Below are 19,029 nucleotides of genomic sequence, written 5' to 3'. Positions count from 1 at the left end.
AGGACGATGGAACACGAGTCGCGCGAGGCGCGGCAGTTGTGGGTGGACGACGAGAAGGGCCGGCAGCGGATGCCCGATCCGGTGCGCACCGCCGCCGTACGCGCCGTGATGATCACGTCGGTGACGCTCATCCAGGGGGTGGTGGCCTTCTTCTGCTCGGTCGCGGGCTCCTGGCTGGCGTTCCCGGTGACGGTCAGCGCGGTGGCGTCGACGGTCGTGGCCACCTGGAGTGTCCTCGACGTCTGGGTCACCCGTCAGGTGTGGCGCCAGCGCAACGGCGTCGTGTCGGAGCCGAGCAGTACGGCGCGTCAGCTGCGCCGCGAGCGGCGCGCGGAGGGCCGGTCGGAGACGGCCCGGCTCTCCGAAGCGGCCTGACGGCGCGCTCTACGGCGCGCTTTACGGCGCGTTTCACGGCGCATCTGAAGGCTCGTCCGACGGCGAGACCGAGCGGCCCGGTCCCCTTGTGGGGGCCGGGCCGCTCTGTGTCACGGATCGGGGGGACGCCGCCGACGGTCAGGCGGACGCCTCCGACGGTCAGGCGGACGCCTCCGACGGTCAGGCAGAGGCCACCGGCGGTGCGGTGGGGTCGTCGGACGCGTGCCGGCGGAACATCCGCGTCGCCGTGATCTCGCCGTGGATCGACTCGCCCTCCCCGGCCGCCTGCGGCAGGCCAGGACGCAGGTGCTCCTCCACGCTGATGTACTTGAGGCCGGCCCGCAGGTCGGCGTCGTTGCGCAGGCGGATCACCAGCGGGAACTCGGCCAGCGCCGTCGTGTCGAACAGGCCGGTCGTGTAGAGCAGCTGGACGCCCAGCGCGTCCGACACGGCCCGCTGGAGCTCCAGCAGGTACGTGGCGTTGGCGCGGCCGATGGGGTTGTCCAGGAACAGGGTGCCCGCGTGGCGGTGCTTGTCGCGGCCCCGGTCGTTGGAGCGGAGCGCCGCCATCGTGCAGTACAGGGCGATGGCCGCGGTGAGCAGCTGGCCGCCGGAGAAGACGTCGCCCATCTGCCCGACGGGCACCCGCTCGGCGCGCAGCACCGCGTCCGGCTTGAGGATCTCGACCGAGACGCCCTTGGGTTCGAGCGCCGCCTGGACTCCCCGCAGCAGCAGGGACATGCCGTCGCGGCGCAGGTCGGAGTTCTTCTTCACGGCCGCGCGGGTCGCCTCGTCGACGACCTCACCGAGCCGCTCCGCGAGGGTGGCCTGATCGGGCTCCTCGAAGCGGATCCGCAGGAACTCCTGCCCCGACCACTCGCCGAGCCCCTCAGGGAGCCGGGAGAGCCGCTGGGCGGAGCGGAGCGTCGCGAGCGACGACTCCACGAGACCGCGGAGCCGGTCCACGATCGAGTCGCGGTTGCGCTCCAGCTGCGCCAGCTCGTCCGTGAGGACCCGGAGCCGGGGCGCGAAGGCCTCGGCCCACTTGGCGGCGTGCTCGGGCAGCGCGGACGCGGGCAGTTCGCGGATCTGCTGGCGCGCCGGGGTGCGGACCTGCTCGTAGCGGGTGGAGTTGGCGTGCCGGACGAGGATGTCGCTCGCCTCGCGGACGGCGGCTTCGGCGCCGGACAGTTCGGCGGTGCAGCCGCGCAGCGCGCGGCGCGCCTCGCCCGCCGTCGTGCGGGCCTCCTCCAGGCTGCCCGTGTACGTCTCGGACGGGTCGCGCTCCTCGTCGGTGTGGTCGCGGAGGAGGTCGCGCAGGAGGGCCGCGGTCTCGTCGAAGCCGCCCGCCGCGTCCTCGGCGGCCCGGTGGTCGCGGAGCAGCCCGGAGTGGGCGGCGCGCGCCGACTCCAGGGCGTCGGTACGGGAGGCGAGTTCGCCGGTCGCGGTACGCAGCAGGACCTGCGCCTGCTCGGCGTCGGCGGGCACCCGGTCCTCGGGCAGCTCGGTGTGCGCCTCGCCGTCCTCGGGGGCCAGGCGCTCGGACTCGCCCCGGAGCCGGCCGAGCTTCTCGCTCGCCTCCGTGGCGCGCGATTCCAGCATCTGTACGAGGGACTCGGCGCGGGCGGCGGCCGCCTGCCGGGACGGGCCGTCGGCGCCGTCGGTGGACTCCAGGAGCTGTTCGGCGCGGGTGCGGACCTTGTTGGTGAGGCGGCCGAGCTCGGCGAGGGCGGCGGACTCGTCGCTCTCGGCGCGGGCCTGCTCGGCGCGCAGGTCGGCGCCGACGCCGACCTTCTCGTACAGCTGGGAGGCGGCCCGGTAGGCCTCGCGGAGGGTGGGGAGCGCGGTGCGGGGCGCGGCCGGGTCCTCCTCGGGAAGGGTGTCGGGGGCGCCGGCGATCTCGGCGCGCTCGGCGCGCAGGGCGCGGGCGGTGCGGTGGGCGTCGTCGGCGGCGCGCTGGATCGCGCGGCGGTCCTCGTCGGCGGCGCGGGCGCGGTCCAGACAGGTCTGGGCGCGGGCCTCGGACTCGGCGGCGTCGTCGGCGAGTTCACGGAGCTTGGCCTGCCAGGCGGAGCGCTCGCGCAGCCGGAAGGCGAGGCCCGCGAGGGCGTCGGCGACGCGGCGGGCGCGCTGGGCGGCCTCCTGGCGCTCGTCCCTGAGCTGGGCCGCGTCGGCGGCGGCCTCGTCGGCCTCGCCGCGCGCCGTACGGGCCTCGTCGAGGGTCGCGGAGGCGGCCTCCGCGGTCTCGCGGGCGGTCGAGGCGACGGCCGCGAGCTCGGCGAGCATGCCGGGCGGGCAGTCGGCGCGCCAGGCCCCGATCCGGGACGCGAGGGCGCGGTCGCCGGCGAGGCGGGCGGCGAGGGTACGGATCTCCTCGTCGCGGGCGGTCGCGCGGGCCCGCAGGGCGTGCCGCTCCTCGTCGGCGGCCTGCTCGTCGTGCATGGCGGGGTTCGGCGGGACCAGAAAGACACCGCTGTCCTCGCCCGTGTCCTGCGCCGGTACGGGGGCGAGCAGGGCGGCGGCGGTGCCGACGGCCACGGTGGAGCGGGGCAGCAGGGCCGCCGTGCCGAGGACCTCGCGGGCGCGCCCGTACGAGACGGGGTCGGTGATCACGACGCCGTCGACGAGCTCGGGGCGGGCGGCGAGGACGCGTGCGTGGTCGGCGGGGTCCACGGCCTGGGCGAGGTAGCGCCAGCCGGGGAGCGCGGGGATGCCCTGCTCGCCGAGGTACTCGACGGTGGCGAGGACGTCGGGGCCGGGCGGCAGCAGTCCGCCGTCGCCGAGGGCGCCGAGGATGCGGGAGTCGTCGGCCGCGGCGGTGCGCAGCTCGAAGAGCTGCCGTTCGGCCGAGGTGACGGCCTGGTCGAGCATGCCGCGCAGTTCGTCGGCGTACCGGTCGAACTCGGTGACGGTGAGCGGCCCCTGGGGGGCGGGTGCGGTCTCGGCGGCCGCGCCCTCGGTGTCGTCGTGGAGAGCGGGCTCCTCGGCCTGGCCGGTGACGCCCGCGCGCTGGCCCGGGAGGGGTGAGCCGCCGGCCGGCAGGCTCAGCAGCTCGGCGAGGCGCTCCTCGGAGGCGAGGGACTCGGCGGCGCGGCGCTCCGCGTCGTAGGCGTTCCCCGCGGCCTCGGCGGCGTCCGCGGCGCGGGCGGCGGCGAGTTCGGCGCGGGACTCGCCGGCGGCGGCCTCGCGGGCGCGGTCGGCGGCGGTACGGGCCTTCTCGCGGGCCGTGTCCCAGGAGGCGACCGCGGTCTTCTCCGCGTCGCTCGCGGCGAGGGCGGCCCGGGCCGGGTCGGCGTCGGGCTCGGAGTCGTCGAGCCAGCCGGCCCGTACGGCCTCCGCGGTCTCCTGCTCGACCTCGGCGAGGCGCTGGCGCAGGTGGCCGGCCTCGCTGCGGGCCCGCTGGGCCTCGGTGGCGGCGGCCGTGGCGTCCCGGTGGGCGGTCTCGCTCGCGTCCTGGAGCGCCGTGGAGCGCTCCTCCTCCTCGGCCGCGTGGCGCTCGCCCTCCTCGGCGGCGGCGGCGAGGGCCCGTACGAGATCGGCGGCGGCCTTCGCGCGGGCCGCGAGGGCCGGGGCGGCGTCCCGCTCGGCCTCGCGGATGGCGGCGGCCACACGCGAGGAGCGGTCGCCCGCTGCACGGTGCCGGAGGACGACCTCGGCCGCCTGCCAGGCGGAGTGCATCGTCCGGGCGTCGGTGAGCTCGCGGCGCTGGGAGGCGGCGCCCTTCTCGGCGGCGGTCAGCGCCAGGGAGGCGTGCCGGTAGGCGAGTTCGGCTGAGATGAGGGCGCTGCGGCCGCGGGCGGTCTCGGCCTCGGCGACGGCGTGGGCGGCCGTGGTGACCTGCTGGGCCAGTTCGGCGGCCCGGCCGCGCTCCTCGTCGGCGCGGGCGGAGAGCCGGCGGGCGAGGGTGCGGGTGCGCCGCTCGGATGCGGTGTGGACGTCACGCGCGTGGGCCCGGGTCCCGGCGGCCTCGACGATGCGGCCGAGGAGGTCGACGGAGCCGGCCGTGAACTCGCGCTCGGCGGTCAGCTCGGCACGGCGGCCGAGCTTGTTGCCGAAGCCGCTCACGAGGTCCGCGAGGCCGTCGGTGTCCCGGGTGTCGGTGACGGCGCGGAGGAGGAGGTCGGTGAAGTCGGAGTCCTTCTTGACCGCGAAGAGGCCGGCGGCCTCGCCCTCGTCGGCGTTCATCTCGCGCTGGTAGCGGAAGAGTTCGGGGTCGAGGCCGAGCTCGCCGAGGTGCTCGTTCCAGCGGTCGTGGATCTCCTCCCAGACCACCTCGAGGTGCGGGTAGGCCTTGCCCGCCTCGGTGAGGGCGTCGCGGAAGCCCTTCATCGTGCGGCGGCGGCCGGTGGCTCCGGAGGCACCCTCGACGGGCCGCCGGACGGAGGTCGCCTCGGCGACGGGGAGGTTGTCCAGGCTGAGCCCGGGGCCGGGGCGGAAGGAGTACCAGGCCTCGGCGAACTTCCTCGGGTCGTTGGAGACCTGGCGGCCGCGCCACTCGCTGGCCTTGCCGACGACGACGAGTTCACCCGTGAGGGTGTGCTGCCACTCCAGGGCGACGTGTCCGCAGTCGTCGGCCAGGAGGAACTTGCGCAGCACGCCGGAGCTGGCGCCGCCGAGGGTGTTGCGGTGGCCGGGCAGCATGACCGAGAAGATCAGCTTGAGGAGGACGGACTTGCCGCCGCCGTTCTCCAGGAAGAGCACGCCCGCGGGCGCGGGGCGGCGCGGCGGGCCGACCGGCTCCTCCTCGAAGAACTCCGCCTGTGTGGGAGCGGGGTGGGGCACGGGCGCGCCGACTCCGCGCAGGTCCAGGACGGTGTCGGCGTAGCGCGCACCGGCGGGGCCGATGGAGTAGAGGCGGACCCGGGACAGCTCGTACATGGCGGGGGACTCTCGTGCTCGTCGTGCTCAGGAAGGTCGGATGCGCGGCGCGGGCGGTTGCGCGGGGCGGATGCGCGGCGCGGGCGGTTACGCGTGGCGGTTACGCGTGGAACGGGAGGCCCGCGTCGGCGGCGAGCTCCAGGTCGTCGCCCTCGGGCGGCGGCACGAGGGTCGCCGAGCCGTCGCTGACCGGCACGACACCCAGTTCGAGGAGCTCGGCCATGGCGGCGGAACCGGCCATGTCGCGGACCTGGAGCTGGTAGCGGGCGGTGGTGCGGTAGGAGCCGCCGCCCTCGTCGCCGGTGCGCTGGAGGAAGCCGGAGTCGGTGAGGAAGGCGGCGGCCTTGCCGACGATGCCGGTGGTGGATCCGGCGAGGCGGCGGGCGTCCTTCGTGGCGCCGGTGGCGCTGCGGCGGGCGTAGATCCGCCAGCCGGCCTCCAGGCCGGGGGCGTCGGATGCCGGGTCGGTGTTCTCGCCCTGCTCCTCGGCCCGCTGCTCCAGGCGCAGACAGGCCTGGCGGACGAAGGCGTCGACGCCGTTGACGGTGAGGCGGCCGATGTAGCCGTCGTCGGCGAGGTCCTCGGGACGGGGGAAGGCCATGGCGGCGACGGCGAGGTGGGCCAGACCGTGGAGGAACCGGTCGGCGGAGTCCGTCGAGGCGCGGCGGGCGTAGTCGCCCATGCGGACGGCGAAGACGGAGTCCTCGCCGGCGGTGACGGCCATCCCGGCGCGCGGGGAGACCTCCAGGACGACGAGTCCGAGGCCGGTGGCGACGGCGTCGGCGAGGCGCGCGAAGGCGGGGTCCTCGCGGTAGCGGCGGAGCAGCTCGGTGTACTCGGCGTCCCGGGCCGGCAGCAGCTTGGGCTGGAGCCCGAAGGAGACGAGCCGGGCCGCGTCGGCCGCGTCGGCGGGGGTGACGGCGGACTGCGAGGAGGGGGTGGGCGCGGGGGCCGCCTGGGGGTGCGGGGGCTCCTGCTCGCTCCACGCGTCGGCGTACTCGGCGTGGGTTTCGCTCACGGCTGGGGCTCCTCGGTGCGGCTCTCGGGCGGTACGTCGTCGGTGACGGGTCGGGGCAGGGGCAGCGGAACGGGGGTGACGGCCGCCGGAGCGGGCGCGGGGCGGCGGGCCGGCGCGACCGGCTCCGTGGTGAGCCGCACGGCGCGGACGGTCGGGACGCTCCTGCGCCGGGACGCGGCGTCGGCGCGGGACGGCTCCGGTGCCGGTACGGCCCCGAGCCGGGGCTTCGTACCGGGCTCGTTCCGGGACTCGGCGCCGGTCTCGCCGCGCGCGCCGCCGGGCCGGTCCACGACGACGGCCCGCACCCGCGGGCCGGGTTCGGCACGGTTCCCGCCCGCTCCCGGGCGGCCCGGCTCGGGCTCCGGCTGCGGGTCGGCCTCGGGCTCCTGCCCAGGCTCCTGCCCGGGCTCTGCCGTCTCCTGCTCGGTCGCCGCCGTCTCCGGCCTGGGGCCGGGTACGACGGTGGCCTCGGTCGAGGTCAGGGCCTGCGTCGAGGCCGCGGTCGGGGACTGCTCGACAGCCGTGGACGTCCCGTCAGCCGGAGGCATCCCGTCAGCCGGGGCTGTCGTGGGCGCAGGCGTGAGCGGCTCGGCCGGGTCCGGTGCGGTGGTGTCGGGGACGATCGGGGTGACGGTCACGTGGCCTCCGAGCGGTCGGCGGCCATGCCCACCGCGTCGAGGAGGGCCGTACCGACGATGAGGTCGGCGCCGCCGAACTCGGGGTCGTCGAGCGGCGTGCCGTCGTCGACGGCGAAGAGGAGGCGCTCCTCGCCCTGGCGGTAGGCCGTGCCGACCGGCGGGCTGGCCGCGTGCACGGCGAGCAGGGCGACGAGGTACGGCAGGTCGTCGTCGAGGCGGCGGGCCTCCGCCAGCAGGCCGGAGAGGCGGCGCGGGGCGTCGTGCTCCAGGTCGAGGAGCCGCATGGCGCTCGCGAGCTGCTCCTCGCTGAAGCGGGAGTCGTCGGGGGTGGCGATGAGGTCGGGCTCGGGCATCTCCGCGCCGAGGTGCTCGCGCTCGACGGGCGGCGTGAGGAGCAGGTCGACGAGGTCGCCGAGGCGGACGGAGGCCGGGGTGCGCAGTCCGGTGCCGTGGGCGAAGAAGGCGTCGGTGACCCGGCCGGCCTGTTCGACGGGGAGCGGCAGGATCGGGGCGACGAGCTGCCCGTACAGGTCGAGGCCGGTGTACGCGGTGGGGGCCGCGAAGGCCTGCCGGTCCTGCTCGGCGCGGAAGAGCGGTCCGGCCTCCAGGAGGCGGGACTGGAGCTGGGTGTGGCGCCGGATGCAGTCCTTGACGATGTCGACGAGCTCGGCGGCGCGGCGCTTGTGCTCGTGGTCCTCGGCCTCGTCGCGGGCCTTGCGGATGTTGGTGAGGATCGCGTTCTCGTGGCGGTAGCGGTCGGCCACGTGGTCGAGCGCCTCGTCGATCATGTCCGGGACCGCCTGGAGCCAGTCCACGGCGCGGACGTTGCGCCGGGTGGCCTCCAGGGTCTTGCGGAGGGACTCGGCGTACTGCACGGTCCGGTACCGCGCCTGCTCGGCGGCGAGCTGCGCGTCGGCGAGGCGGCCCCGGCTGATGAGGACCTCCAGCTTCACCTCGGCGGCGATCTGGGCGCTGGTGACGTCGGTGTCGAGGGCGCCGACGAGGACGTTGACCGCTTCGTCGGTGGTGCGGAGGTAGACGCCGCCGCCGTAGCCCGGGACCTCCTCGATGAGCTTGAAGTCGTAGTCCCTGCGGACGTAGATCCCGTCGGTGCCGAAGGTGCCGTAGACGGCGCGGAAGCCCCGGTCGACGCTGCCGACGTTGATCAGGTTCTCCAGGACCCAGCGGGCCACGCGCTCGTGCTCGGCGGCGGGGCGGGAGGGTGCCTGGGCGGCGACGCGGGGCAGCAGCCTGGCCACTATCTGCTCGTGGTCGGCGCCGGTGTCGAAGTCCATGTTGAGGGTGACGAGGTCGATCGCGGAGAGGGCCACCTCGGCCATCGCGTAGACCGTGTACTCGCCGGCGAGGTTCGCCTTGCGCGCGTCGAGGTCGTGCAGCGGGGCGGTGCACGCGAGCGCGCGGAGGCGCCGCGCGAGCCCTTCGTCGGCGGCCGGGCCCTGCGCGGGCCGCGGCGCCGCGCTGAGCTGGGGCGGAGCGAGGTCCGTCGAGGCAGGCGAAGTCACGGTGGACAGATTAGGTCCTCGAACTGACAACGGTCGAAACGGGCGCAGATGCGACCGGGCCGGGGAAGGCCGCGGGGCCGGCCGTCAGGGGCTCGCCGGGCCGCCCACCGCGTGGGCGTAGGCGGCGACGAGGCGGGCGCGGGAGTCGTCGAGGTAGCGGGCGAGGAGGCGCTCCGCCTGGGCCCGCTCACCGGCGCGCAGGGCGTCCAGAATCTCGCGGTTCCGCTGGAGATAGGGCTCGTGCAGCGCGCGGGGGTCGTCCACGACGTGGAAGGCGAGCCGGAGTTCGGCGAGGACGCCGCGCATCAGTTCGTCGGTGCGGGCGCTGCCCGCGAGGGCGACGAGTTCGCGGTGGAAGTGGATGTTGGCCGTGGAGACGCCCCGCCAGTCGTCCCTACGGGCCGCGTTCTCGCCCTCCGCGACGGCGGCGGCGAGGCCGTCGACGGCGTACGGCGGCTGTCCGAGGCCTCGGACGACGGCGCATTCGACGAGCCGCCGGGTGCGGTGGATGTCGTCCACGTCACCCACGGCGAGGACGCGGACGAAGACCCCGCGGTTGAGCTCGTGGACGAGGAGGCGTTCGTGGGTGAGGAGCCGGAAGGCCTCGCGGAGTGTGTTGCGGGACACGCCGAGGGCGCCGCCGATGTTCTCCTCGGAGAGCCGGACGCCGGGCGGGAAGCAGCCCTCCGCGATCCGGGTCCGCAGGATGTCCGCGACCCGTTCCGCCGTGCTCGTCCGCCCGAGCAGCGCGCGGTCGTCCGCCAGGTCTCCGGCCGCACTCCCGCCGCCCGTGCCGCTCACGCCCGTCACGTCCACAGCGCCTCTTCTTCCCTTCCGTCGTCCGCGGCCGAGTCAACCGCAGAAACAGGGCGGCGACAACACGTCTCTTGTTGGATTGTTGAACAATCCCCTACCGTGGCGAGACCGCACGACCAGGTGGGAAGGGAAGCGCCACATGACCCGGGCCTCGATCGACCTCAACGCCGACCTCGGCGAGGGATTCGGCCGCTGGACGCTGACCGACGACGAGCGGCTGCTCTCCGTCGTCACCAGCGCCAACGTGGCCTGCGGCTTCCACGCGGGGGACGCGGCCACCATGCGGCGCGTCTGCGAGCTCGCGGCGGAACGGGGAGTACGGATCGGGGCCCAGGTGTCCTACCGGGACCTGGCCGGCTTCGGGCGGCGCTCGATGGACGTCCCGGCGGCGGAGCTGGCCGCCGAAGTGGCCTACCAGATCGGCGCCCTGGAGGTCTTCGCCCGGGCGGCGGGCTCGCGCGTCGCGTACGTGAAGCCGCACGGCGCGCTCTACAACCGGGTGGTCCGCGACGAGGAGCAGGCGGCGGCGGTCGTGGAGGGCGTCCTGCTCGCCGACCGGTCCCTGCCCGTCCTGGGGCTGCCGGGCTCCCGGCTGCACGAGGCCGCGGCGGCGGCCGGACTCCCCGTCGTCCCCGAGGCCTTCGGCGACCGGGCCTACCGGGCGGACGGCTCCCTGCTGCCCCGGGGGCAGGAGGGGGCCGTCGTCACGGATCCCGACACGGTCGTGGAGCGCTCGGTGGCCATGGCCGCGGCCGGGGTCGTGACGGCGCACTGCGGGACCTCCGTCGCCGTACGGGCCCGGTCGCTGTGCCTGCACGGGGACACCCCCGGCGCGGTGGGCCTCGCCCGCCGGGTCCGCGAGGGCCTGGAGGCCTCCGGGGTCCTGGTGGAGGCCTTCGCGTGAGCGTCCGGACGCTGCGCGTGGGCGAACGGGCGCTTCTGGTGGAACTGGCCGATGGCGCCGAGACGGAGGCCTTCCACGCCGAGCTGCTGCGACGGCGGGCGGCGGGCGCGCTCCCCGCCGTACGGGAGATCGTCCCGGCCGCGCGGACGGTGCTGCTCGACGGGGTCGCGGACCCGGCCGGGCTCGTGGCCGAGCTGGACGGCTGGGAGGCGGGACGCCTCCCCGCGCGCGCGGGCGAGGCGGTGGAGGTGCCGGTCCGTTACGACGGGCCCGATCTGGCGGAGGTCGCCGCGCTGTGGGGGGTGTCCGTCGAGGAGGCGGTACGCGTCCACACGGCGACCGAGTTCCGGGTCGCCTTCTGCGGGTTCGCGCCGGGCTTCGGCTATCTGACCGGGCTCGGCGCGCGGTACGAGGTGCCGCGCCGGGCCACGCCGCGTACCGCCGTCCCGGCCGGGTCGGTCGCGCTCGCCGGGCCCTACACGGGCGTGTACCCGCGCTCCTCCCCCGGCGGCTGGCAGCTGATCGGCACGACGGACGCGGTGCTCTGGGACGCCGGACGGGACCCCGCCGCGCTCCTCGCGCCCGGCACCCGGGTCCGGTTCACGGTGTCCACGGCCGAGGGCGGGCGGCGATGACCGACCGGGCCGTCGCCGTGGTCCGGGCGGGGGCGCTCACCACCGTGCAGGACCTGGGGCGCACCGGGTACGCGCATCTCGGCGTGCCCCGCTCGGGCGCCCTCGACCCGGACGCCGTACGGCTCCTCAACCGGCTCGTCGGCAACACCGGCGTCCCGGCTGGCGCCGCGGTCCTGGAGACCACCGTCGACGGGTGCGCGCTGCGGCCCCGGTGCGCGGTGACCGTCGCGGTGGGCGGGGCGCCCTGCCCGGTCCGGGTGGACGGGCGCCCGGCCGCCTGGGGGACGGCGGTCCGGGTGCCGGCCGGGGCTCTCCTGGACATCGGCGCTGCCGTACGCGGGCTGCGCTCGTACGTGGCGTTCGGCGGCGGACTCGCCGTCGAACCGGTGCTGGGCAGCCGCTCCACCGACCTGCTGTCCGGGCTCGGCCCGGCGCCGCTGGCGGAGGACGCGGTGCTGCCGCTGGGAGCGGAGACGACCGTACGCGGGCCGGTCGACGCTCCGCCGTGGCCGGGTCCGCCGGCCGAACTCGTCCTGAGGGTCCGGCTGGGTCCCCGCGACGACTGGTTCACCGCCGCCGCGCTGCGGACCCTGGCCACGCGCGCGTACCGGGTGTCGCCGGCGAGCAACCGGATCGGGCTGCGGCTCGAAGGACCGGCGCTCGACCGGGCGCGGCCGGGAGAGCTGGCGAGCGAGGGCATGGTCCTGGGCGCGGTCCAGGTGCCGCCGGACGGACGCCCGGTGGTGTTCCTCGCGGACCATCCGACGACCGGGGGGTACCCGGTGGTCGGGGTCGTCCGGGAGGCCGACCTGGGCGCGGCGGCGCAGGCGGTGCCGGGGACGCCGGTGCGGTTCGTTCCGGTGCGCTGAACGGGGACGTTCGCAGAGCTGCGCTGAACGGCGGATTCACCGGCCTGCGCTGCGCGGGGGCTTCACCGGCCTGCGTTGAACGGGGGCCTTCATCCGCCGGGCGACGGCGGGCCGTAGCCACCCCCTCCGGGGGTGCGGACGACCAGGACGTCGTCGGGGCCGAGCTCGGCCGTCGCGGCGCCCCCGAGGTGCTCGACGGTGCCGTCGGCGCGTTCCACGAGGTTCTCGCCGAGTGCGCCCGGCTCGCCGCCGGCCATCCCGTACGGGGGGACCCTGCGGTGTCCGGTGAGGAGGGTCACCGTCATCGGCTCCAGGAAGCGGATGCGGCGCTCGACCCCCTGGCCGCCGTGCCACCTGCCGCGCCCGCCGCCGCCGTCCCGTACCGCGAAGGCGTCGACGCGGACGGGGTGGCGCCACTCCAGGACCTCGGGGTCGGTGAGCCGGGAGTTGGTCATGTGGGTCTGGACGGCGTCGGTGCCGTCGAAGCCGTCCCCCGCGCCCGAGCCGCTGGCGACCGTCTCGTAGTACTGCACGCGCGCGTTGCCGAAGGTGACGTTGTTCATGGTGCCGGAGCCCTCCGCCTGGACGCCGAGGGCCGCGTAGAGCGCGCCCGTGACGGCCTGGGAGGTCTCGACGTTCCCGGCGACGGTGGCGGCCGGGTAGACGGGCGCGAGCATGGAGCCGGGCGGGACGCGGATCTCCAGGGGCTCCAGGCAGCCGCTGTTGAGCGGGATGTCCTCGTCGACGAGGGTGCGGAAGACGTACAGGACGGCGGCCATGACGACCGACGTGGGCGCGTTGGCGTTGCCGGGCAGCTGGGGCGAGGTGCCGGTGAAGTCGACGACGGCGGAGCGGCGTTCGCGGTCGACGCGGACCTCGACGGCGATGGTCGCGCCGCCGTCGGTCTCGTAGCGGTACGCGCCGTCGTGGAGGCGGGCGACGAGGCGGCGGACGGACTCCTCGGCGTTGGCGCGGACGTGCCGCATGTACGCCTGGACGACGTCCGGGCCGAACTCGTCGACGGTCCTGCGCAGTTCCTCGATGCCCTTCTCGTTGGCGGCGATCTGGGCGCGCAGGTCGGCGAGGTTGGTGTCGGGGTCGCGGGACGGGTGGCGGGCGCCGGTGAGCAGGGCCCGGGTCTCGGCCTCGCGGAGCCGGCCGTCCCGGACGAGCAGCCAGTTGTCGAAGAGGACGCCCTCCTCCTCGACGGTCCGGCTGAAGGCGGGCATGGAGCCGGGGGTGATGCCGCCGATCTCGGCGTGGTGGCCGCGCGAGGCGACCAGGAAGCGGAGCCGCCGGCCGGTGTCGTCGAAGACGGGGGTCACGACGGTCACGTCGGGCAGGTGGGTGCCGCCGTGGTACGGGTCGTTGACGGCGTACGCGTCGCCGGGCCGCAGGTCGTCCGCGCGCCGCCGCAGGACCTCCTTGATGGACTCGCCCATGGAGCCGAGGTGGACGGGGATGTGGGGCGCGTTGGCGATGAGGTTGCCCTCGGCGTCGAAGAGCGCGCAGGAGAAGTCGAGGCGTTCCTTGATGTTGACGGACTGGGCGGTGTTCTCCAGGCGCACGCCCATCTGTTCGGCGATGGCCATGAAGAGGTTGTTGAAGACCTCCAGGAGGACCGGGTCCACGTCCGTCCCGGCCGCCACGCGCGTGGGGCGGGGCGTGACGCGGTGCAGAAGGAGGTGTCCGCCGTCGGTCGCGGTGGCGCGCCAGCCGGTGTCGACGACGGTCGTGGCGTCGGCCTCGGCGAGCAGCGCGGGGCCGTCGACGGTGTCGCCGGGACGCAGGTCCTCGCGCCGGTGGAGCGGCGTGTCGTGGGGTGTGCCGCCGCTGTGCATCCGGACGGTGGCCCGGGGGGCGAGGGGGCCCGTCCGCTCTCCGGTGTCGACGAGGACGGGGCCGTGCGGACCGGCGCGGCCGACGGCCTCCACGGAGACCGCCTCGACGACGAGCGGCTTGTCCATGGTGAACGCGTACCGCGTCCGGTGAGCGGCTGTGAACACGGTTTTCATCGATGCGGCGGGGGCGAGGTCGACGGGGAGACTCGCGTCCGTCCCCGCGTAGCGCAGGAGCACGCGCGCGTGCGTGGTGATCGCCTCGTCCGGCAGGCCGTCGGCGCGCAGCTCCTCGCGGGTCCGCTCGGCGAGTTCGGCGCAGAGGGCCGTCACGCGCGCGTGGGTGCCGGGGGCGTCGAGCTCGTCCTCGACGGACCGCTCCCGCATCGCGGTGGCGTCGGCGAGCCCGATGCCGTACGCGGAGAGCACGCCGGCCAGCGGGGGGACGAGGACGGTGTCGACGCCCAGGGCGTCGGCGACGGCGCAGGCGTGCTGGCCGCCGGCGCCGCCGAAGCTGGTGAGGGCGTACCGGGTGACGTCGTGGCCGCGCTGGACGGAGATCTTCTTGACGGCGTTGGCCATGTTGAGGACGGCGATCTCCAGGAAGCCCGCCGCGACCTCCTCCGGGGTGCGGCCGCCGCCGATCTCCCCGGCGAGGGCCGTGAACCGCTCCCGTACGACCTCGGCGTCCAGGGGCAGGTCGCCGGTCTCGCCGAACACGGCGGGGAAGTGGGCGGGCTGGACGCGGCCGAGCATGACGTTGGCGTCGGTGACGGTGAGCGGGCCGCCGCGCCGGTAGCAGGCGGGGCCGGGGACGGCGCCCGCCGAGTCGGGGCCCACGCGGTAGCGGCGGCCGTCGTAGTGGAGGACGGAGCCGCCGCCCGCCGCGACGGTGTGGATGCTCATCATCGGCGCCCGCATCCGCACCCCGGCGACCTGTGTACCGAGTTCACGCTCGAAGGCGCCCGCGTAGTGCGACACGTCCGTGGACGTGCCGCCCATGTCGAAGCCGATGACCCGCTCGTGTCCCGCCTGCGCCGAGGTGCGGGCCATGCCGACGACGCCGCCGGCCGGTCCGGACAGGACGGCGTCCTTGCCCCGGAAGTGGGCGGCCTCGCGCAGCCCGCCGTTGGACTGCATGAACATGAGGCGGATTCCGGCCAGTTCCCGGGCGACCTCGTCGACGTACCGGCGCAGGATCGGGGAGAGGTAGGCGTCGACGACGGTGGTGTCGCCGCGCGGGATCAGCTTGATGAGCGGGCTGACCTCGTGCGAGCAGCTGACCTGGGTGAAGCCGGCGGCCCTGGCGGCCTCGGCGATCCGGGTCTCGTGGGCGGGGTGGCGGTAGCCGTGGAGCAGGACGACGGCGACTGAGCGGAAGCCGTCCCGGTGGGCGGCGGCGAGGGCCTTGGCGACGGCGGTCGTGTCCAGGGGGCGGACGAGGCGGCCGTGGGCGTCGACGCGCTCCGGGACCTCGGCCACGCGCGCGTACACCGCCTCGGGCAGCACGATGTGGCGGTCGAAGAGCCGGGGCCGGTTCTGGTAGGCGATGCGCAGGGCGTCGCGGAAGCCCTCGGTGACGAGGAGGAGGGTCGGCTCGCCGCGCCGCTCCAGGAGGGCGTTGGTGGCGACGGTGGTGCCCATCTTGACGACGGCGATCCGGTCGGCGGGAACGGGTTCCCCGGGGCGGAGGCCGAGGAGCGCGCGGATCCCGGCGACGGCGGCGTCCTGGTGGCGTGCGGGGTCGTGCGAGAGCAGCTTGCGGGTGACGAGCCGTCCGTCGGGCCGCCGGCCGACGACGTCGGTGAAGGTGCCGCCCCGGTCGATCCAGAACTCCCAGCGCCCGTTCATCTCCCCATTGTGGCCGTGAGCGCGGCGGCGAGGGCGGCGTCCGCGCGCGCGTCGAGGGGCGCGGTGCCGGTGCCGTCCGCCCAGTGGCGGAGTTCGGCGCCGGCGAGCAGGAGCAGCTGCGGGAGCAGGTCGCGGCTGCGGCGCAGCGCCCAGCCGGTCCCGGCGGTGGCGAGCCAGAACAGGGCCTCCGCCCGGGTCGGCGGCGGTTGTACGGGCTCCCGCGCGGGCGGTGTGCCGTCGGCGAGCCCCCGGGCGGCGAGGAGCCGGTGGAAGCCCGCGGCGACGGCGCGGTGGCCCCGTTCGCCCGGGTGGAGCCGGTCGGCGCTCCACAGGGCACGGTCCTCGGTCCAGCGGTCGTCGGCGAGGTGCAGGTGCACCGCGTCGTACCGGTCGGACAGGGCGTGCACGACGGCGTTCACGGAGCGCTGGCGGCGGGCGAGCGGGCCAGGGGCCCCGGCAGGCCGAGCATGCGCCCGGGGTCGGGCAGGCAGGCGGTCAGGAGGACGGCTCCGGCGGCGTCGAGGTCCGTGAGGACGCGGTCCAGTCGGTGGGCGAGCAGCTCGATGTCGAAGGTGTGGCGCAGGGTGTCGTTGACGCCGACGACGACGGAGGCGAGGTGCGGCCGGAAGGCGAGGGCCCGGGGCCGCTGGTCCTCGTCGACGTCGCGGCTGAGGGCGCCGCCGACGGCGAGGTTCAGGAACGCCGTCTCCCGTCCCCCGGCCGCGAGCCCGTCGGCGAGCAGGGGCGCCCACCCGCGCCAGGCGCCGTCCACCCGGTCGCCGACGCCCTCGCTGAACGAGTCGCCGAGTACGGCGAACCGGAGCGGACCGGTCGCCTCGGCCCCCTTCGGAGGGGCCGCCGCCTCCCTTGGCTCCCCCCTCATCGACGGGCCTCCTCGGTACGGGACGGGTCGGTCCCGGGCGGAAGCGAGGGCCAGGGGGCGGCGGCCGGGGCGGGAGACGGGAGAGGGGTCGGAGGAAGGGACGGGAGAGGGGTCGGAGGAAGAGACGGAAGAAGGGACGCGGCGCGGGACGTGACGGGGGACGGGACGGGGGACGGGACGGGGGACGGGACGGGGGACGGGACGGGCGATGGCACGTGGGGCGGGAGTGCGTCGTGGGCGTGGAGGAAGGCGGCCACCGACCGTTCCCAGGTGAAACCCTCCGCACGCGCGCGTGCCGCCGCTCGGCGGGCCGCCTCGGGAACGGCCAGCACCCCCCGTACCGCCTCCGCGAAGGCCTCCGGGGCGTCGGCGGCGGCGGCCCCGGCGGCCCCGACGACCTCCGGGAGGGCGGAGGAGGCGCTGACGACGACCGGCGTCCCGCAGGCGAGGGCCTCCAGGGCGGAGAGGCCGAACGTCTCGGCGGGCCCCGGGGCCAGGCACACGTCCGCCGCGGCCTGGAGGTCCGCGAGGGCCTCCCGGTCGGCGACGTGCCCGAGGAACCGCACCGGGAGGCGTCGCTCGCGCGACCGCCGCTCCAGGGCGCCCCGCAGGGGCCCGTCGCCCGCGACGACCAGCGCCGCCCGTACGCCGGCGCCCCGGAGCTCCGCGAGGGCGTCCAGGGCCGTGCCGGGCCGCTTCTCGACGGAGAGGCGCGAGCACAGCACCAGGAGCACCCGCTCCCCGTCCGCGTACCGGGCGCGCAGCACGGTGCTGCGGCGGCCGGGCCGGCAGCGTTCCAGGTCCACGCCGAGCGGAGCCCGGACGACGTTGCGCGCCCCGATCCGCGTGAACTCCCGCTCCGCCCACTCCGTGGTGCAGACGATCCGGGCGAAGGCCCAGGCCGTGCGGCGGTTGAGCCGGTCCGCGGCGCGGGCCGCGAGCGCGGGAGGAACGCCCCAGGTGCGCAGCACCCCGTCCGCCGTCTCGTGCGAGACCATCACCGACGGCACCCGGGCGCGGCGCGCCCACTCCCCCGTCCACCGCAGGGTCGTGCGGTCCGAGACCTCGATCCGGTCGGGGGCGAGTGCGTCGAGGAGGCGGCCGACCCGGCGCCGGTCGGCGAGGACCCGGTAGCCGCCTGTGCCGGGCAGGACGGGCCCCGGGAGGGTGACGACCCGGCCCTGTTCGGTGTGGTGGTCGCTCGCGACGTCGCCGGGGACGACCAGGATCGGTTCGTGCCCGGCGGCGAGGTAGCCACGGCCCAGCTGGTCGAGCGCGGTCCGCAGACCGCCGGAGGTGGCGGTCACGAAGTTGGCGAGCCGCACGATCCGGAGCCCGCCCTGAGCGGCGGCCCCGCCGCTCGCGCCCGATCCCGGAGCGGTACGCGCGCCCATGACCTCGCCGCTCCCCGGAGCGGTACGCGCGCCCGTGACTTCGCCACCCCCCGGCCCCCCGGTACGCGCGCCCATGGCCTCGCCACCCCCCGGAGCCGTACGAGAGCCGTTCACGCCGCCACCGCCGTCCGCTCGCGCAGGACCTCCCGGTAGTGGCCGATCAGCTCGTCGCCGAGCGCCTCCCAGGTGCGGCCCTCGACGGCGGCCCGGCCGGCCAGGCCGTAGGCGGCGCGCACGTCCGGGGCGGCGGCGAGCGAGGCGACGGCCTCCCGCAGGGCGCCCGGGTCGCCGGGCGGTACGAGGAGACCGGTGCGCCCGTGGTCCACCAGGTCCAGGGGGCCGCCGGCGGCCGGGGCGATCACCGGGACCCCGCTCGCCATGGCCTCCTGCACGGTCTGGCAGAACGTCTCGTACGGGCCGGTGTGGGCGAAGACGTCGAGCGAGGCGAAGATCCGGGCGAGGTCGTCGCCGGTGCGGCGGCCCAGGAACAGGGCCTCCGGCAGGGCGGCGCGCAGCCCGGGCCCGCTGGGCCCGTCGCCGACGACGACGGTCCGGACGCCGGGTATGCCGCGGATCCCCGCGAGCAGGTCCACGCGCTTCTCCGGCGCGAGGCGGCCCACGTAGCCGACGAGGAGTTCGCCGCCGGGCGCGAGTTCGCGGCGCAGCCCGGGGTCGCGCAGGCCGGGGCGGAAGCGGACGGTGTCCACGCCGCGCCCCCAGAGCCGGATGCGGCCTATGCCGTGGGCCTCCAGGTCGCGTACGGCGGCGGAGGACGGGGCGAGGGTGCGGTCGGCGGCGCCGTGGACGGCGCGCAGCCGGCGCCAGGCGGCGCCCTCGCCGGTGCCCACGTACGTACGGGCGTAGCCGGCGAGGTCGGTCTGGTAGACGGCGACGGCGGGGATGCCGAGCCGGGCGGCGGCCGTCATGCCGCGCACGCCGAGGACGAAGGGTCCGGCGAGGTGGACGAGGTCGGCGCGGTGCGCGGCGATGGCGGCGGCGACCCGGCGGCTCGGCAGGGCGACCCTGACCTGGGGGTAGCCGGGCAGGGGCAGGGAGGGCACGCGGACGACGGCGCAGGGGGCGTCGGCGTCCGCCGCCGGGTCGGCGACGGCGGGGGCGATGACCAGCGGGACGTGGCCCCGGCGGACGAGGTGGCGCGCGGTCTGGAGGGCGCAGTGCGCCACACCGTTGACATCGGGAGGGAAGGATTCTGTGACGATGACGACACGCATACGGGTGTTGTCGTCCCGCTTGGCGTGTACCCGCCGACGTCGATCTGGACGGCGGGGGAACGTCCCATGAGCGTTTCGCCGCGGGGGCCGCGGCGCGCCCCGGCCCGTCTCCGGGCGCCCGGGGCGGGGCCACGATCGGCGGGGTCTCCGCCGCAGGCCGCGCCGCCCCGGGGTC

General features: G+C 76.3%; 14 protein-coding genes. 4 read left to right on the top strand and 10 right to left on the bottom strand.

Translation table 11 applies throughout. From position 1 onward, the window contains the following. The first annotated feature begins 6 nt into the window (after window positions 1-6). The gene (locus tag ACFC0G_RS32930; protein ID WP_376410502.1) at window positions 7-375 is read left to right on the top strand and encodes a hypothetical protein; all 369 of its coding nucleotides are present in this window, start codon (window positions 7-9) and stop codon (window positions 373-375) included. A 180-nt stretch (window positions 376-555) separates the two neighbouring features. Here the strand turns inward: ACFC0G_RS32930 and ACFC0G_RS32925 are convergent, their stop codons facing one another. The 5 genes from ACFC0G_RS32925 to ACFC0G_RS32905 all read right to left on the bottom strand — a co-directional run bounded on the left by ACFC0G_RS32925 (window position 556) and on the right by ACFC0G_RS32905 (window position 9,248). After that, window positions 556-5,253: a hypothetical protein gene (locus ACFC0G_RS32925; RefSeq protein ID WP_376410500.1), complete on the bottom strand. Its 4,698-nt coding sequence runs from the start codon at window positions 5,251-5,253 to the stop codon at window positions 556-558. 100 nt (window positions 5,254-5,353) lie between these two features. Continuing rightward, entirely contained in the window at window positions 5,354-6,271 is a 918-nt protein-coding gene (locus tag ACFC0G_RS32920) for a hypothetical protein (protein WP_376410497.1), read from the bottom strand. Beyond that, window positions 6,268-6,909: a hypothetical protein gene (locus ACFC0G_RS32915; protein WP_376410495.1), complete on the bottom strand. Its 642-nt coding sequence runs from the start codon at window positions 6,907-6,909 to the stop codon at window positions 6,268-6,270. Before ACFC0G_RS32915 ends, ACFC0G_RS32920 begins: the two co-directional genes overlap by 4 nt. After that, window positions 6,906-8,432: a hypothetical protein gene (locus ACFC0G_RS32910; RefSeq protein WP_376410492.1), complete on the bottom strand. Its 1,527-nt coding sequence runs from the start codon at window positions 8,430-8,432 to the stop codon at window positions 6,906-6,908. The genes ACFC0G_RS32915 and ACFC0G_RS32910 overlap by 4 nt, the downstream gene beginning before the upstream one ends. An 84-nt stretch (window positions 8,433-8,516) precedes the next feature. Continuing rightward, window positions 8,517-9,248, bottom strand: coding sequence for a GntR family transcriptional regulator (locus tag ACFC0G_RS32905; protein WP_376410490.1), 732 nt, complete (start codon window positions 9,246-9,248; stop codon window positions 8,517-8,519). Window positions 9,249-9,387: 139 nt separating this feature from the next. Here ACFC0G_RS32905 and ACFC0G_RS32900 point away from each other — a divergent pair, with 139 nt between their 5' ends. Genes ACFC0G_RS32900 through ACFC0G_RS32890 form a run of 3 tightly spaced genes read left to right on the top strand, consistent with a single transcriptional unit; the run spans window position 9,388 to window position 11,656 of the window. Continuing rightward, window positions 9,388-10,152 carry a LamB/YcsF family protein gene (locus ACFC0G_RS32900; RefSeq protein ID WP_376410487.1) on the top strand — a complete coding sequence of 255 codons (765 nt, stop codon included), beginning with the start codon at window positions 9,388-9,390 and terminating at the stop codon, window positions 10,150-10,152. Then, window positions 10,149-10,787, top strand: a complete 639-nt coding sequence (locus ACFC0G_RS32895; RefSeq protein ID WP_376410484.1) for an allophanate hydrolase subunit 1 — start codon at window positions 10,149-10,151, stop codon at window positions 10,785-10,787. Before ACFC0G_RS32900 ends, ACFC0G_RS32895 begins: the two co-directional genes overlap by 4 nt. Further along, window positions 10,784-11,656 carry a biotin-dependent carboxyltransferase family protein gene (locus ACFC0G_RS32890; RefSeq protein ID WP_376410481.1) on the top strand — a complete coding sequence of 291 codons (873 nt, stop codon included), beginning with the start codon at window positions 10,784-10,786 and terminating at the stop codon, window positions 11,654-11,656. The genes ACFC0G_RS32895 and ACFC0G_RS32890 overlap by 4 nt, the downstream gene beginning before the upstream one ends. Before the next feature lie 89 nt (window positions 11,657-11,745). On the opposite strand, the gene ACFC0G_RS32885 is transcribed toward ACFC0G_RS32890, so the two are convergent. The 5 genes from ACFC0G_RS32885 to ACFC0G_RS32865 all read right to left on the bottom strand — a co-directional run bounded on the left by ACFC0G_RS32885 (window position 11,746) and on the right by ACFC0G_RS32865 (window position 18,854). Further along, entirely contained in the window at window positions 11,746-15,345 is a 3,600-nt protein-coding gene (locus tag ACFC0G_RS32885; RefSeq protein WP_376410478.1) for a hydantoinase B/oxoprolinase family protein, read from the bottom strand. Further along, complete coding sequence (locus ACFC0G_RS32880; protein WP_376410475.1) at window positions 15,342-15,764, bottom strand: hypothetical protein; 423 nt, start codon at window positions 15,762-15,764, stop codon at window positions 15,342-15,344. Before ACFC0G_RS32880 ends, ACFC0G_RS32885 begins: the two co-directional genes overlap by 4 nt. Beyond that, complete coding sequence (locus ACFC0G_RS32875) at window positions 15,761-16,228, bottom strand: SGNH/GDSL hydrolase family protein (protein ID WP_376410472.1); 468 nt, start codon at window positions 16,226-16,228, stop codon at window positions 15,761-15,763. Before ACFC0G_RS32875 ends, ACFC0G_RS32880 begins: the two co-directional genes overlap by 4 nt. Continuing rightward, window positions 16,225-17,622 carry a glycosyltransferase gene (locus ACFC0G_RS32870; protein ID WP_376410469.1) on the bottom strand — a complete coding sequence of 466 codons (1,398 nt, stop codon included), beginning with the start codon at window positions 17,620-17,622 and terminating at the stop codon, window positions 16,225-16,227. The genes ACFC0G_RS32875 and ACFC0G_RS32870 overlap by 4 nt, the downstream gene beginning before the upstream one ends. A 110-nt stretch (window positions 17,623-17,732) precedes the next feature. Continuing rightward, window positions 17,733-18,854 carry a glycosyltransferase family 4 protein gene (locus ACFC0G_RS32865; RefSeq protein WP_376410466.1) on the bottom strand — a complete coding sequence of 374 codons (1,122 nt, stop codon included), beginning with the start codon at window positions 18,852-18,854 and terminating at the stop codon, window positions 17,733-17,735. Between the last annotated feature and the right edge of the window lie 175 nt (window positions 18,855-19,029).

The sequence above is a fragment of the Streptomyces sp. NPDC056169 genome (genome assembly GCF_042268445.1).
Classification (GTDB): domain Bacteria; phylum Actinomycetota; class Actinomycetes; order Streptomycetales; family Streptomycetaceae; genus Streptomyces.
Note: the sequence above shows the minus strand (reverse complement) of the source record. Positions and strands in the feature narration are given on the sequence as shown.

Excerpts from the sequence above, each read along its gene's own strand:
- ACFC0G_RS32885 (WP_376410478.1), bottom strand. The coding sequence starts at position 15,345 with ATGAACGGGCGCTGGGAGTTCTGGATCGACCGGGGCGGCACCTTCACC.
- ACFC0G_RS32890 (WP_376410481.1), top strand. The coding sequence starts at position 10,784 with ATGACCGACCGGGCCGTCGCCGTGGTCCGGGCGGGGGCGCTCACCACC.
- ACFC0G_RS32930 (WP_376410502.1), top strand. The coding sequence starts at position 7 with ATGGAACACGAGTCGCGCGAGGCGCGGCAGTTGTGGGTGGACGACGAG.
- ACFC0G_RS32865 (WP_376410466.1), bottom strand. The coding sequence starts at position 18,854 with ATGCGTGTCGTCATCGTCACAGAATCCTTCCCTCCCGATGTCAACGGT.
- ACFC0G_RS32870 (WP_376410469.1), bottom strand. The coding sequence starts at position 17,622 with ATGGGCGCGCGTACCGCTCCGGGATCGGGCGCGAGCGGCGGGGCCGCC.
- ACFC0G_RS32925 (WP_376410500.1), bottom strand. The coding sequence starts at position 5,253 with ATGTACGAGCTGTCCCGGGTCCGCCTCTACTCCATCGGCCCCGCCGGT.
- ACFC0G_RS32875 (WP_376410472.1), bottom strand. The coding sequence starts at position 16,228 with ATGAGGGGGGAGCCAAGGGAGGCGGCGGCCCCTCCGAAGGGGGCCGAG.
- ACFC0G_RS32900 (WP_376410487.1), top strand. The coding sequence starts at position 9,388 with ATGACCCGGGCCTCGATCGACCTCAACGCCGACCTCGGCGAGGGATTC.